Origin of the sequence: Amycolatopsis albispora, from assembly GCF_003312875.1 — a bacterium.
Taxonomy (GTDB): Bacteria; Actinomycetota; Actinomycetes; order Mycobacteriales; family Pseudonocardiaceae; genus Amycolatopsis; species Amycolatopsis albispora.
In genome coordinates this window covers 482027-495551 of sequence record NZ_CP015163.1, presented here as the reverse complement: position 1 = coordinate 495551, position 13525 = coordinate 482027, and the positions used below count along the sequence as shown (strand labels likewise).

Below are 13525 nucleotides of genomic sequence, written 5' to 3'. Positions count from 1 at the left end.
GATGGATTTCCGCGTTCTCGGCCCGGTCGAGGTGGGACCGGTGCGCAGGGAGCACGGACTCGGCACCCCGAAACAACGCACGGTGCTGAGCGCGCTCCTGCTCAACGCCAATCACATCGTGTCGGTGGACCAGCTCACCACCGTCCTGTGGGACGGCCGGCCGCCGCGCTCGGCCATGGCCAACGTCTACAGCTACGTCGCCGGGGTGCGCAGGCTGCTCGACGGCGCGGGCGAAGCAGGCCGCGATCGGCTGATCACCCGGATGCCGGGGTACGTGCTGCGCGTGCGCAGCGGGGAACTCGACCTGTCCGTTTTCGACCAGCTGGCGCACCGCGGGCAGGCCGCGCTGCGCCGGTCGGAGCTGGAACTGGCCGCCGACTGCCTTGGCCGCGCGCTCGCGGTGTGGCGGGGCCGGCCGCTCGAAGACGTGCGCGTCACCTCGGCGCTGATGGCTCCGATCACCGCGCTCGAAGGGCGCCGGATCGACGTGCTGAACGACCTCATCCAGGCCCGGCTCCGGCTGGGCCAGCACAAGGAAGTGGTCGGCGACCTGCGGGAGCTCATCGCGCTCGCGCCGTTGTCGGAGCTCACCTGGTCCCAGTTCATGTTCGCGCTGTACCGGTCCGGCCGCAAGGCCGAAGCGCTCGGGGCGTTCCTGGACGCGCGCCGGACAATGATCTCGCAGGCCGGGGTCGAACCCTCGGCCTACCTGCGACGGGTCCACCAGGCCATGCTCACCGGCACCCCGTCCGCGGAGCTCCTGGAGCACTGCTGGCGCGGGTGAGGATGCTGTCGCCGGCGTTCGGCGCCCACCGGCAACAGCGCGCCACCGGCCACCGGGGCGACCGCGACGGCGGCGAACGCCGCGGCGTATCCGGCGGTACCGATGAGCCCGCCCAGCAGCACCGGACCCGCGGTCGCCACCAGGCTCTGGACGGTGTGCTGGATTCCCAGTGCCCGGCCGAGCCTGGCGTGCGCGGCGAATCCGGCCACCGCCGTGGACGCCAGGCCGTAGCCGGTCACCGTGGACACGCAGGCGATCAGCAACGCGGCCGGAGCCCATCCGGTACCGCTCAGCACGCCGGCCACCAGCAGGGCCAGCACCACGGCGTTGCCGACGGCGAAAGCCCGCATCAACCCCAGCCGGGAGCCGCCGCGGTCGGACAGGTGGCCGAGCACCGGCCGGGTGAGCACGGTGAGCAGCAGCCCGCCGCTGAGCAGCCACCCAGCCCCCGCCGGGGTCCAGCCCCGATCATCGACCAGGTAGCTGACGGTGAAGGTGAGTAGTGCCGACTGCGGCAGCACCAGCAAGGCACAGGCCCCGTACATCCGGGCCATGACCGCGGGAGCAGCCGGTTCGCCCGCCGGACCGGACCGGTCGCTCTCCGCGCGTGGCTGTCCGCCGAACACCAGCACCAGTGCCGCCGCCAGGACGCAGAGCCCGGCCACGCCCAGCCACAGCGCGGGCAGGCCCTGCCGTGCCGCGACCCCCGGCACCACCGCGGCCGCCAGCGCCGAGCTGAGCGGTGTCGAAGTCTGGGTCAGGCCGAGGGCGAGTGCCCGCTGCCGGGCGGGAAAGCCGCGCACCACCGACCGTCCGCTCGGCGCGTACACCGCGGCCGCGGTCACCCCGGCGAGGGCGAAAGCACCGAAGAGCACCGGAACGGAACGGGTGCCCGCCGCCGCGCACAGGCACCCCGCGCAGAGGACGAGGCCGGTGGCCATGGCACGCCGGTCCCCGAAGCGATCGGCGAACACACCCCAGCCCAGCAGGGCCACGGTGAGCCCGCCGTTGGCGGTGCCGACCAGCGCCCCCGCCAGCGCCAGCGACATCCCGGTCTCCGCGCGCAATGCGGGCAGCACCAGTGAAAGCTGGAACACCGCGGTGGCCCCGGCCGCCCACGCGACCAGGCTGACCGCGAGCAGTACCCAGCGGTTCGGCGCGGCGTCACCGGCCATGCGCGCTGACCCAGGCGGCGAGGTCGTCCAGGCATCGCAGGTGTTCGTGCCGCCCCGGCGGGTCGGGACAGTCACCGTGCGGGTCGAGGTGCAGCGGCCGGAGGCCCGCCGCCAGCGCGCCGTCCACGTCGATGCGGGCGGTGTCGCCGACGTAGACCGCCCGCTCCGGCGAAGCGCGCAGCTGCCGGAGTGCCAGGCGGAAGATCGCCGGATCCGGCTTGGCGATCCCGACCAGTGCCGAATCGATCACCACCGCCACCGGCGTGCCCGGACCGGGACCCACCTGGCAGATGCCGGCCCGCCGCAGTTGCCCGGCGACCACGCCGACGGAGTTCGACACCACGCCCACCGAAACCGGGAGCGCGCCCAGCTTCCGCACCGCCTCGACCGCCCCGGGCACGCCGCGTGTCCAGTTCGGCCCGTTGATCGCAGCGCCGAGTTCGGCAACGACCCCGTTGAGCCGGTCGTCGCCGATCCCGCATCCGCGTGCGAACGCCCGCAGGTACCGCCCGCGGTCGCGGGGTGGGCAGGCGTCGTTCACCGCTGTGGCCAGGTAGTGCACGCGGTCGAGGAGGCGTTCGTCGGCCCGCGCTCCCGCCGCGCGCAGGATCGAGAGCACGGCTTCGGAGGCGGGCATGATGAGCACCCCGCCCGCGTCCAGCAACACGGCTTCCACCGGTGGCCTGGCGATCACGGCGGATCGCTCACTACGGTGTCCGCGTACCAGACGGGCTTGGTCGGCTCCTCGAAGTAGACCGTGCCACCACCGAGAAAACCGCGGACGCATTCCCGCACCCGGCGCTCGGTGTGCGGTTCCACCGCGGGCAGTGCGGACACCGGGAAGAAGCCGAAGTCGGCGATCTCGTCCGGTGCCGGCCGGATGGCCACCCGCGCCGGTCCCGGCAGCCGCCCGGCGAACACGAACAGGTTCGACGGCGGGCGGTGTGGCCACGGCGGGAACCACACCACCCCGACCAGGCGCTCGAGGACCGGGGTGATGCCGAGTTCCTCGCGCACTTCCCGCACGCAGGCGGCCATCGGCGACTCCGCTGCCTCGACCACGCCACCCGGCAGGTCCCAGACCGGCTTGTTCCCCGGCCGGACCAGCAGCACCCGGTCGGCTTCGTCGAGCTGCACGGCACCGGCGGCCCCGCGGGTGCGGGCGAGTTGCGCGTAGTACGCGCTTTCGGCGGCCGGATCAGGCATCCGCGAACTGCTTGGTGCTCGCCGCGGCTTCCGGGAACAGCAGGTTCGGCTCGACCCCGGCCAGTCCGCCACGCAGGATCGCCTGGAACACCGCGGTGCGCGCGCTCATTTCCACCCGCGCCAGGTTTTCGACCGCCTCGGTCAGGCCGCGCGCGAACACGAACGCACCGTGCCGGTAGAGCACGCACGCCAGGCCGTGCCGCTTGAGTTCTCCCGCTCGCGGGCCCAGCTTCTCCTTCAGCTGGGGGATCAGCTGGTAGGTGTCGACCGCGGCGATCTCCGGCCGCTGGGCGATCCCGTCGGGCAACTCCACCGGCGGCCGGTCGGATTCCCCGCTGAGCACCCCGCCCTTGACCGCGGTGTCATCGGCGACCAAGCAGGGCACCTCCCCGAGCGTGTCGAGCTGGTTGACACAGGACGGAACGCCCATGCCCAGTGAGGCGAAAGCCAGCACGTAGGCGTTGTGCGCGTGCACGATGGCGCGGCAGTCGGGGAACATCTCGTAGGCGGCCATGTGGATCAGCGCACCCACCGGAGCGACTCCCCCGGTGCGCTCCCGCAGTTCGCCGGTGGCCGAGATGACCGTCATGTCGCGCGGGCTGACCTTCCAGCGCGCGAAGGCCGAGCCGGTGGCGGTGACGATGATGTCGCCGTTGTCCGCACGCACGCTCAGCCCGCCGCCGGTGGTTTCGATCAGGCCCCAGCGGGCCATGTCCCCGATGGTCTCGACGAGCAGTTGCCGTTCGGCTTCGTACCGCATTTCTCCTCCGTTTTGTCGCGGGATGTGCCACGCCTCAGCGGTGCTGGCGGGCGAGCTGTCCCGGGGTGGCGCTCTCCTGGCTTTCGAACTTCTCCCGTGGCCCCAATCCGAAGGCAGGCAACGGTTGTTCCCGTCCTTCGAGCAGGTCGGCCACGTATTCGCCGAGTGCGGGCCCGAACTTGAACGCGTGCCCGCCACCCCCGGCCAGCCAGCCACCACCGCCACCGGGGACCGGCGTGAGCACGAAGTGCTGGTCGGTGGTGAGTTCGTACTGGCAGACGTGGCGCGACACCAGCGGTGCACCGGCCAGTGCGGGAAACCGGTTGGCCAGTACGCTCCTGGCGATCTGCTCGGCGTCCGGATCGGGACGCCGGTCGGCGAGGTCGGGGTCGATCACGGGTGCCTCGCCGAGCGCGCCGCCCACCTTGAACCCGCTGTCGTCGAGGTCGCCGACGCCGTAGGCACCGCCGTCCACCCACACCGGGAGGCCGGGCGTGCGCCAGTGCGGTTCCACCCCGTAGTAGAAGACGTTCTGCCGGACGGCTTCGATCTCCAGCAGGTGGGGGAACCAGCGGCCAAGCCACGGCCCACCGGCCCACACGGTCCGGTCGGCGGGCAGCGGCCCGCCGTCCGCGACCGCCCGCCCGCGCTCGTCCGGCCTCGCCGTGGCGATCCGCAACCGGGCGCCTTTCCGCAGCGCACGACGCACCAGCGCCAGCACGGCGGGTCGCGCCCGCAGCACTCCGCTCCTCGGTTCGTGCACCACGAATTCGAGGTCGTCACACCGCACGTCGGGGAAGAACTCGCGGGCCGCCTCCGGCGGCAGGCGCTCAACCGGCAGGTCCAGCGCCTCCAGACTGCGCGCGCTGCGCTCCTCGAACTCGGCGGTGCCCCTGGCGAACCAGACCACACCAACGCTGTGGAACAGCTCGGTTCCTTCGTCTTCACCGATTTCCTGCCACAACTGCCTGGCCCGCCAGGCCCGGCGCGTGTACCAGACGTCGATCTCCCGGCCGCCGCCGTAGGACAGCCGGAGCACCCGGGAGCTGTCGTGGCTGGATGCCCGCACGTGCGCCGGCGCGTACTGCTCGACGATGGTGACCGTCCACCCGCGGTGGACCAGCTCGTGCGCGATGGACGCGCCGACGATCCCGGCACCGACCACCACCGCCGTGGGTGCGTCAGACATCGGACCTCCTTCCCCGCCCGGCCGCCCGGCCGAGCTGTTCGACGGCGTGCTCGACGCAGGCCACCAGCGCCTCGACGTCGGCGGTCTCGATCGCCGGGAACAAGCCCACGCGCACCTGGTTGTGGCCGAACTTCCGGTGTGGCTCCAGATCGACGATCCCGTGTGCTCGCAGCCCGGCGACCAGGCGAGCGGCGTCGATGTGCGGGGCGAACTCGATCGTGGCCACCAGTGGCGACCGGCAGCCGGGCTCGGCCACGAACGGTGCCGCCCAGCGCGCTGCCTCGGCCCAGCCGTACAGCACCGAAGCCGATTTCCGCGCCCGGGACGCGGCGGCGTCGAGCCCGCCGATCCCGAGCAGCCATTCGATCTGCTCGGCGAACAGGAAAAGCCCGGAAACCGAAGGGGTGTTGAAGACGAGGTCGCGCGCGGAGTGCTCGATGGCGACCGGAAGGCTGAAGAACTCCGGTACGTAGCGCCCGTCGGCCACCAGCCGCTCGGCGCGGGCCACCGCGGCAGGCGACATCAACGCGACCCACAGTCCGCCGTCGGCACCGAAGCACTTCTGCGGCGCGAAGTAGTAGACGTCGAATTCCTCCGGTACCACGGGCAGCCCGCCGGCCGCGCTGGTCCCGTCGACGAGGACGAGCGCATCGTCGTCGGCGCCGGGGACACGGCGGACCGGCATCACCACGCCCGTGGAGGTTTCGTTGTGGGTCAAGGCATACGCGTCGACACCGCGTTCCGCACGAGGCTCCGGGTAGCGGCCCGCCGCGCACTCGAGCACCGACGGCTCGGCCAGCCACGGCGTGTGGCGGTCAACCGAGGCGAACCGGGCGGAGAACTCGCCGAAGGACAGGTGCTGCGCCCGCTCCCGGATCAGCCCGTACGTCGCGATGTTCCAGAACGCCGTGGCACCGCCGTTGCCCAGCACGACCTGGTACCCCTCCGGCAGGGCGAACAGTTCCGCCAGCCCGGTGCGAATCCGGCCGACCAGCCCGCGTACCGCACCCCGGCGGCAGGAGGTGCCGAGGAAGTCCGCGGCACGGCGAGCCAGGGCGCTCACCTGTTCCGGGCGGACTTTGGCGGGGCCGCACCCGAATCGCCCATCGGCGGGCAGCAACGCGTCCGGGATGCTGAATTCACTTTCGCCGGTGACGACCACACCACCGGACGGTAGGTGTTGTCCTCCCGGAATTCTCGCTCGCGCGCGGCCGCTGTGGAGCATTTGTAGGACGCCTGTGGGCCTGCTGTGGACGAACCGGAAAGGGTGGCTACCCGGGCCATCGAGGAGAAGTCGACCATGCGAATCACCGTTATCGGCACCGGTTACCTCGGCGCCACGCACGCGGCCTGCATGGCCGAGCTGGGTTTCGAAGTGCTCGGCATGGACACCGATTCGGAAAAGGTGGCCGCGCTTTCGGCAGGTCTGCCCCCATTCTACGAACCGGGCCTTGCCGATCTGCTCCGACGGCAGGTCAATTCCGGCAGGCTGCGGTTCACCGACTCATACCTGGACATCCGCGCCTTCACCGCCGGTGCGCCGGCCGTGCATTTCCTGTGCGTCGGAACACCGCAAAGACCGGGCGCCGATTCGGCCGATCTCCGCTTCGTCGAAAGGGCGCTCGACGACCTGATCCCCCAGCTGACGGCATCCGGCCTGGTCGTCGGCAAGTCCACGGTGCCGGTGGGCACGGCGGAGCGGCTGGCGGCCCGCATCGGGGCGCGCGCCGAACTGGCCTGGAATCCCGAGTTCCTGCGCGAAGGATTCGCCATCGGCGACACGCTCGCACCGGCCCGGCTGGTCTTCGGTGTGCGCACCGCGCGGGCCGAACGCCTGCTACGACAGGTCTACCGCGGCGCGCTCACCCGTGGCGTACCACTGGTGGTGACCGATCTCGCCACCGCGGAACTGGTCAAGGTCTCCGCGAACGCCTTCCTCTCCACCAAGATCTCCTTCATCAACGCGATGGCCGAGGTCTGCGAAGCCACCGGGGCCGACGTGACCCAGCTCGCGCAGGCGCTGTCCCACGACCCGCGCATCGGCGGGCAGTACCTGCGGCCCGGCCTCGGTTTCGGCGGCGGCTGCCTGCCCAAGGACATCCGCGCGTTCCTGGCCAGGGGGAACGAACTCGGCGTCGAACGGACACTGACCTTCCTCCGCGAAGTCGACGCGATCAACCTGCGGCGCCGGGCGCGGATGGTGGACCTCACCCGCGAGCAGTGCGGTGGTTCGTTCCGGGGCAAGCGCGTGGCGGCCTGGGGAGCCGCGTTCAAGCCGGGGTCGGACGACGTCCGCGACTCGCCGGCGCTGAGCGTTGCCGCGTCGATCCAGCTGCAGGGCGCCGAGGTCACCGTGTACGACCCGAAGGCGGTGGACAACGCCCACAGGCACTTCCCGGAGCTGGGCTACGCGGACTCGGCACTCGAAGCGGCGACCGGCGCGGACGTGGTGCTGCACCTGACCGACTGGCCGGAGTTCCAGGAGCTGGACCCAGCACTCGTGGGCGCGGTGACGACCCGGCGCCGCCTCGTCGACGGTCGCAACACCCTCGACGACCAGCGCTGGCGCGCGGCCGGATGGACGGTGCGGGCGCTGGGCCGTCCCGACCGCACCGTCCGGGCGAAGGCAGTCGGCCGGTTCCGCGGACCGGTGCTCAGCCGGCCACCCGACCGTTCCGCACCACCACCACGCCGTCCTTGACCACCCGCCGACGCGGTGGGCGGACGGCGACCGCCTCCGCGGGCACGAGGGCTTCCACCAGGCACAGCCCGCGGCCAGGCCGTATCCAGCCAGCCGCAGCGCCGCGGGTGGCGGTGTCCAGTGCCAGCTCGATTCCTCGTCCCGGCGAAGCCTGCAGCCCTGCGCGAGGAACAGCGGAAACCGCCGACTCAAACGTGCCTTCCGCCTCGCCCGGCGCACCGCGACGGCCGACCGGCTATGCGCCACGTACGACCACTCGCTGCGCGAACCCCTCCGCACCGCGACCGTCGCGCTCGGGATCGCCACACCGGCGGCGGTCGCGCAAGACGCCCCCGCGCACCTGAGTCCGCAGTGGTGAGAATCTGCCGCCTGAGGCGCTTTCCTTCCACCGCACCCACACCCGGTTCGACTTGAGGCATCTCAGCGACGGCCGTTCCTGCTCCTCTACTACTTCCCCGAGCAGGACCGTCCACTCCGACCTGTCTGCCGCTGGTGCGATGGTGGCGGTGCCGCGCTCCGTTCCCAGGCCGCGCCGGCGGGTTCCCAATCCGGTGCGTCGATTCCGGCTTCGTCCCCTGGCTGCTCGAACTCGGCCTGCCACCTAGGATTCGCCCATGACGTCGAAACTGTCGCACGGAACCTCCGGGGCGCTACGCACCTTCGCGTTCTGGGTCGCCAACGGCACGGTCGGCCACCCGCTACTCGACGACATCGACTACTGGGACGCTCTGCGGGAATCCCCGAGTTATCTGGAAATGACCTTCGCGATCTTCGCGAACGTTCTGGAAATCGACGATGACGGTGAACCGGTGAACGCCAAGCACGCCGAACGCCGGGCAGCCGCCTACATCTACCAGTACATGACCGGCCACCTGCCCGAAGGCGAACCACCATTCCAAGCGTGGGAAACCGCGCTCTACTAACCCGCCCGGCCCGTCCTCAGCGCACGACGTCGAGCAGCAGCACGATCGGCCGTGAGATCACCGAGGCCAGCGTCATGGCCACCGTGTGCAGCGACTGGAACATCCAGAAGAAGTTGCTGCTGACGTGCGGCAGGAACAGCGCCCCGGAGCAGGCGGCGAGCGCGATCAGCACCACCGGCACCCCCAGCGAGCCCATCGCGATGTGCAGCACCGCGGCCACCAGCCAGACCAGCAGCAGCGGCGGGCGCAGCGGGTAGCGCCCGGTCAGGGGCCGCAGGTCCTCAGCACGCACCGGCCACGACACGCAGGTGAGCCGTGCTCACCCACGGCGTCCGGGACATGTCGGGGCTTCGAACTTGACCGTGCCTGGTGAGCACGATCCGCTGTCAGGGTCTTGACGGGACCCACATCGGCCGCTGGAACCTCGAACGCACCCTCGCCGACGTCGAGGCCGATGCCACTGGCCGAGCGCTGTTCGCGACGGTGCGGCGCGCGGACGAGCGGGGGTGATCCTGGGGCAGTCGGCTTGGTGTTCGTCGCCGGCGCAGCCTCGATCGTCAGTCGAGGCCTTCGATGATGCGGAAGTCGCGCTCGAAGCCGTCGGGGAGTTCGGCCAGCGCCTTCTGGTATGCCGCACTCTCATATGCGGCGACGGCCTGTTCGAAGCTGTCGAACTCGATCAGGACAACGCGCTCCGCGATTCCGGCTTCGTGTGCGACGACCCGGCTGCCGATGCCGGCGAGCAACCGCCCGCCCGCGGCCTTGACAGCCACACCGGCCAGTTCGTTGTAGACATCGAGTCCTTCAGGGTCGGTGATGGTGGGGTAGACGCTGACCCAGTAACCCTTGGCCACGGTTCCTCCTGCATTCGGAATTGATCATCAGAAACATACTCAGCTCCATCGCCGGCGCGCTGTGGGTCAGCGAGCCGTGGTCATGCTCGCCGCGTCGGTGGCCGAACAAAGCGCGCACGACAGCGGACCGTGACCTGACTCACGCCACGGCTGGCACAGCAAAGCCAGGCGCTGTCCGCTCGATCTTGCGTGCGACCACCGAGGCCATCTTCAGCTGTGATCGCTACTCGGCGATCAAAGCTCGCCGCAGGGGCTCCCGCCAGGTATCGGTCTCGCGGGCATAGGCACCGAAGTCGGTGCCGAACTCCCAATAGGCCCAGCCGATCCGCAGACGCTCTGCTTCCGCCCGTACCCAGGCGGTCCAGCGGACACGGGAATCCATATCCGCCCGCTCGTATGCGCCGAACTCGCCGATGAACAGCGGAACCGCGTGAGCGTCCGCCCAGGCCGCCGCTACGGCAAGGTCCTCGCTCACGGTCTTCCGGTCGGCTTCACCACCCCACGTCGTGCCGAGCCACGGGGCGGAGTTCTCGACCCAGGGCGCGCCCTGGTGGGTGAACTCGAACGGGGCGTAGTAGTGGACCGTCGCCACCAAGTGGTCGTCGTCGGGCAGTTCGAGCTTCGAAAGAGCGCTGATGTCGTTCATCTCCGCCGGCCCGATGAGCACCGCGCGTTCTGGACTTGATTCCCGTACGGCGGCCAAGGCCTGGGATAGCAGGGCGTTCCACCGCTGCGCGGTCATGGCGGCACGAGGCTCGTTGAGCAACTCGAAATGAAGGAGCTCTGGACGATCGACGTAGCGTGGAGCGATCTGCCGCCACAATGCCAGAAACCGGTCCGTCTGCGCGTCGGGCACGTGGTTGAGTTCGTGATAGTGGTGCACGTTGAGCACGACGTTCAGATCCCGTGCCAGTGCCTGATCGACCGCTTGGTCGACGCGTTGGAAGAAGTCCTCTCTGATGGTGTAGGGAGCGGCCTGTTCGGCGTGCGCCGACCACGCCACCGGCAACCGGATCGTGTCGAACCCGGCGGCCTTGATCTCGTCGAAATACCGCCGCGGCAACCCAAGCGCGTGCTCGTCGGCGGTGTCCAGGGCGTTGCCCAGGTTGATCCCCGCTCCGAGCGTCACGGACGAGAACGAGCGCGGCATGTGGCCTCCGATCCGGGACAGCCTCACAGCAATGGGAGGAGCATATCCGTCGGGTCGACGCACGATCTTCGCCAGCGTCGCGAGGATCGGAAACCGGCCTGTGCCGAGGGCCGCTTGGCGCTGTGCTCCCTGTCGGCCGCGTCCAGTACGACGCCGTGATCCATGGCCCGGCGGCGGCGAGGAAGCCCGCATCCACATCGGACGGTCCAGGTCAACGACATGCCACGACCGTCACCGGAAACGCCCTGAACAGCAACGGGGAATATCAGGGCGCGGCCAATGCTGCATCAGACGCAATAACGTGTAGGTCCCACGTCCAGTTTTCAGTGGTGGCCGAGCACGGCGTGTGGTCGGTACGGTGCCTGCAGGGTGGTCACCTCGTCCTCGCTCAGTCGTATGTGTACTGCGGCGACCGCGTCCTGCAGGTGCCGTGTTCTGGTCGCTCCGATGATCGGTGCGGTGACGCCGGGTCGGTCGAGCAGCCAGGCCAGCGCGATCTGCGCCGGCGGCAGGCCACGCTTGGCGGCGATCGCGCGTACCGCGTCGACCACGTCGAAGTCGTCGTCGGTGTACATGGTGTCGGCGATGGGGTCGGAGCCGGATCGGACGGTGGTCTGCGCACCGCCGCGTTCGCGGGAGCCGGTCAGCAGGCCGCGTGCCAGTGGGCTCCACGGAATGATGCCGACGCCCTGGTCGAGGCAGAGTGGGATCATCTCCCGTTCCTCCTCGCGGTAGACGAGGTTGTAGTGGTTTTGCATCGAGATGAACCTCGTCCAGCCGTGTGTCTCGGCGGTGTGTTGTGCCTTGGCGAACTGCCAGGCGAACATGCTCGACGCGCCGATGTACCTGGCCTTGCCGGCCAAGACCACGTCGTTGAGCGCGTTCATGGTCTCCTCGATCGGTGTCTCCTGGTCCCAGCGGTGTATCTGGTACAGGTCGACGTGGTCTACGCCCAGCCGGTCGAGCGAGGCGTCGATGGCGGCCATGATGTGCTTGCGGGACAAGCCCTTGTTGTTCGGGCCGGTTCCCATCGGGAAGTAGACCTTGGTGGCCAGCACGTAGTCGTCGCGGCGGGGGAACAGCTTGGCGAGCAACCGCCCGGTGATCAGCTCGCTGCCCCCGTCGGAGTACATGTCCGCGGTGTCGAAGAAAGTCACTCCCGACTCGACGGCCTGCCGGACGATCGGCTCCGCGGCGTCCTCGCCGAGCATCCAGTCCTTTGTGCTGGGACTGCCGTAGCTCATCATGCCGAGGCAGATTCGGGACACGGTGAGGCCGGAGGTGCCCAGCCGGATGTGTTCCATCAGTTCTCCTTGTTTTCCGGTGGTTCCTGGTGGACCGCGACACCTGCGGCGATCAGCGCGATGCCGGTCAGCTCGCCGATGGTGGGGACCTGGGTGAGCACCACGATCCCGATCACCGTCGCGACCGCGGGCAGGATGCTCAGCATCAGCGCAAAGGTCTCCCGCGGTAGCCGGGCCATCGCGAGTTGGTCGGTCACGTAGGGGATGACCGACGAGCAGATGCCCACACCTACGCCGGCCAGCAGCGCCGCCGGGCTGGTGAAGACCGGGGCTGCGGCGCCGAGGCAGAACGGCGTCGCGACCACCGCGGCGATCAGCATCGCGGCGCCGAGCTGATCGATCCCAGCGCCGGTGTTGGCGATCCGGTGGCTGAGGACCACGTAGAGCACGAACAACGCACAGTTGGCGAACGCGAAGGCGAACCCGAACCACGCACCGGCGAGCTGGAGGTCGGTCAACGCGACCACTCCACCCACGGCGAGCACGAGGGCGAGCGCATTGCGGACGTTGCGGACACCGATCGTGGCGAGCACGATCGTGCCGAGGAACTCGATCGCTCCGACGGTGGCCAGTGGCACCTGGTCGATAGCGAGGTAGAACGTCGCGTTCATGGCCGCGAGCACCACACCGAGCCCGAGCAGCACCCACCGCTGCCCCGGATCGAGGCGCCGGACCAGCCGCCACGGCCTGCGCCACACCGCGAACACCACCGCGGCGCTGGCGATCCGCAGCCAGGCCACGCCGAGCACGTCCACGCTGGCGAACAGCAACACGGCGAAGGCCGGCCCGAGGTAGTGGAAGATCGCGCTGACGCCGAAGTAGGCCGGTGCGGGCACCCGCTCGGTGACTGCGGACGCCGGTCGCCGCGACTCGATCCCGGACGGTGTCGTCATGCGGAGTATCTTCCAAAGCAGTACCCGCAATCGGAATGGCACTATCCAGGAAGATGGTGTGAGTTGTCTGGAAAATCAAGGCCGAACGGCCAAAATTCCTTCATCGCGCGATCGCGGCTGCTGGACGAGGTGAACCTGCGGCTGCTGAACGAGCTGCACGACGATCCGCGGCTGTCCATGTCCGAACTCGCCCGCCGCGTCGGCATGTCGGCGCCCGCGGTCACCGAGCGGGTGCAGCGCCTGGAACGGACCGGCGTGATCACCGGCTTCCGGATGGAGGTCGACCCGGCCGCCCTCGGCATGCCCGTGACCGCGTTGGTGCGCATCCGGCCCGGACCCGGCCAACTCCCCAAGATCGTGGCAGCGGCACGGGACACGCCGCAGGTGGTCGAGTGCTTCCGGATCACCGGCGAGGACTGCTTCCTGCTCAAGCTGCACGGGCCGTCGATCGAGCAGCTCGAGGAGGTGCTCGACCGGTTCCTCATGTTCGGCCAGACCACCACCTCCATCGTCGTGTCCGAACCGGTGCCACGGCGGCCGCTACCCGTTCCCGTCCCGGACAAGCAATAACACCTGAGACGACGGC

The 13525-nt window shown here is 69.9% G+C and carries 16 protein-coding genes; 5 read left to right on the top strand and 11 right to left on the bottom strand.

Annotated features, from left to right (window positions below; all coding sequences use genetic code 11):
• Window positions 1-40 precede the first annotated feature (40 nt).
• Window positions 41-784: an AfsR/SARP family transcriptional regulator gene (locus A4R43_RS02505; protein WP_162788287.1), complete on the top strand. Its 744-nt coding sequence runs from the start codon at window positions 41-43 to the stop codon at window positions 782-784.
• Here the strand turns inward: A4R43_RS02505 and A4R43_RS02500 are convergent.
• The 6 genes from A4R43_RS02500 to serC are packed head-to-tail and all read right to left on the bottom strand — an operon-like array spanning window position 706 to window position 6276.
• A complete protein-coding gene (locus A4R43_RS02500) occupies window positions 706-1959 on the bottom strand; it encodes an MFS transporter (protein ID WP_113690782.1) in 1254 nt (417 codons plus the stop codon). The two genes, A4R43_RS02505 and A4R43_RS02500, sit on opposite strands and share 79 nt — an antisense overlap.
• The gene (locus A4R43_RS02495) at window positions 1949-2653 is read right to left on the bottom strand and encodes an HAD family hydrolase (RefSeq protein ID WP_162788286.1); all 705 of its coding nucleotides are present in this window, start codon (window positions 2651-2653) and stop codon (window positions 1949-1951) included. The genes A4R43_RS02500 and A4R43_RS02495 overlap by 11 nt, the downstream gene beginning before the upstream one ends.
• The gene (locus A4R43_RS02490; RefSeq protein WP_113690781.1) at window positions 2650-3165 is read right to left on the bottom strand and encodes an NUDIX domain-containing protein; all 516 of its coding nucleotides are present in this window, start codon (window positions 3163-3165) and stop codon (window positions 2650-2652) included. The genes A4R43_RS02495 and A4R43_RS02490 overlap by 4 nt, the downstream gene beginning before the upstream one ends.
• The gene (locus A4R43_RS02485) at window positions 3158-3925 is read right to left on the bottom strand and encodes a class II aldolase/adducin family protein (RefSeq protein ID WP_113690780.1); all 768 of its coding nucleotides are present in this window, start codon (window positions 3923-3925) and stop codon (window positions 3158-3160) included. Before A4R43_RS02485 ends, A4R43_RS02490 begins: the two co-directional genes overlap by 8 nt.
• 34 nt (window positions 3926-3959) lie before the next feature.
• Entirely contained in the window at window positions 3960-5114 is a 1155-nt protein-coding gene (locus tag A4R43_RS02480; protein ID WP_113690779.1) for an FAD-dependent oxidoreductase, read from the bottom strand.
• Complete coding sequence (gene serC, locus A4R43_RS02475; protein WP_236808729.1) at window positions 5107-6276, bottom strand: phosphoserine transaminase; 1170 nt, start codon at window positions 6274-6276, stop codon at window positions 5107-5109. The genes A4R43_RS02480 and serC overlap by 8 nt, the downstream gene beginning before the upstream one ends.
• A gap of 138 nt (window positions 6277-6414) precedes the next feature.
• On the opposite strand from serC, the gene A4R43_RS02470 reads away from it, so the two are divergent.
• Window positions 6415-7815 carry a UDP-glucose dehydrogenase family protein gene (locus A4R43_RS02470; RefSeq protein WP_113697299.1) on the top strand — a complete coding sequence of 467 codons (1401 nt, stop codon included), beginning with the start codon at window positions 6415-6417 and terminating at the stop codon, window positions 7813-7815.
• 614 nt (window positions 7816-8429) lie between these two features.
• Window positions 8430-8738: a DUF7677 family protein gene (locus A4R43_RS02465; protein WP_113690777.1), complete on the top strand. Its 309-nt coding sequence runs from the start codon at window positions 8430-8432 to the stop codon at window positions 8736-8738.
• Window positions 8739-8754: 16 nt separating this feature from the next.
• On the opposite strand, the gene A4R43_RS02460 is transcribed toward A4R43_RS02465, so the two are convergent.
• Complete coding sequence (locus A4R43_RS02460; protein WP_236808728.1) at window positions 8755-9030, bottom strand: GntP family permease; 276 nt, start codon at window positions 9028-9030, stop codon at window positions 8755-8757.
• Window positions 9031-9107: 77 nt separating this feature from the next.
• Between A4R43_RS02460 and A4R43_RS42540 the strand changes: the two genes are divergently transcribed.
• Window positions 9108-9248: a hypothetical protein gene (locus tag A4R43_RS42540; RefSeq protein ID WP_162788285.1), complete on the top strand. Its 141-nt coding sequence runs from the start codon at window positions 9108-9110 to the stop codon at window positions 9246-9248.
• A 47-nt stretch (window positions 9249-9295) separates the two neighbouring features.
• Here the strand turns inward: A4R43_RS42540 and A4R43_RS02455 are convergent, their stop codons facing one another.
• From A4R43_RS02455 to A4R43_RS02440, 4 genes are all read right to left on the bottom strand, one after another.
• Window positions 9296-9592, bottom strand: coding sequence for a DUF1330 domain-containing protein (locus A4R43_RS02455; protein WP_113690776.1), 297 nt, complete (start codon window positions 9590-9592; stop codon window positions 9296-9298).
• A 223-nt stretch (window positions 9593-9815) separates the two neighbouring features.
• Window positions 9816-10742, bottom strand: coding sequence for a glycoside hydrolase family 5 protein (locus tag A4R43_RS02450; protein ID WP_113697298.1), 927 nt, complete (start codon window positions 10740-10742; stop codon window positions 9816-9818).
• 323 nt (window positions 10743-11065) lie between these two features.
• Window positions 11066-12046 (bottom strand): aldo/keto reductase, encoded by a 981-nt coding sequence (locus A4R43_RS02445; protein WP_113690775.1) that lies wholly within the window; start codon window positions 12044-12046, stop codon window positions 11066-11068.
• Window positions 12046-12939 carry an EamA family transporter gene (locus tag A4R43_RS02440; RefSeq protein ID WP_113690774.1) on the bottom strand — a complete coding sequence of 298 codons (894 nt, stop codon included), beginning with the start codon at window positions 12937-12939 and terminating at the stop codon, window positions 12046-12048. Before A4R43_RS02440 ends, A4R43_RS02445 begins: the two co-directional genes overlap by 1 nt.
• A gap of 129 nt (window positions 12940-13068) precedes the next feature.
• On the opposite strand from A4R43_RS02440, the gene A4R43_RS02435 reads away from it, so the two are divergent.
• Window positions 13069-13509 carry an Lrp/AsnC family transcriptional regulator gene (locus tag A4R43_RS02435; RefSeq protein WP_236808727.1) on the top strand — a complete coding sequence of 147 codons (441 nt, stop codon included), beginning with the start codon at window positions 13069-13071 and terminating at the stop codon, window positions 13507-13509.
• The last annotated feature ends 16 nt before the right edge of the window (window positions 13510-13525 follow it).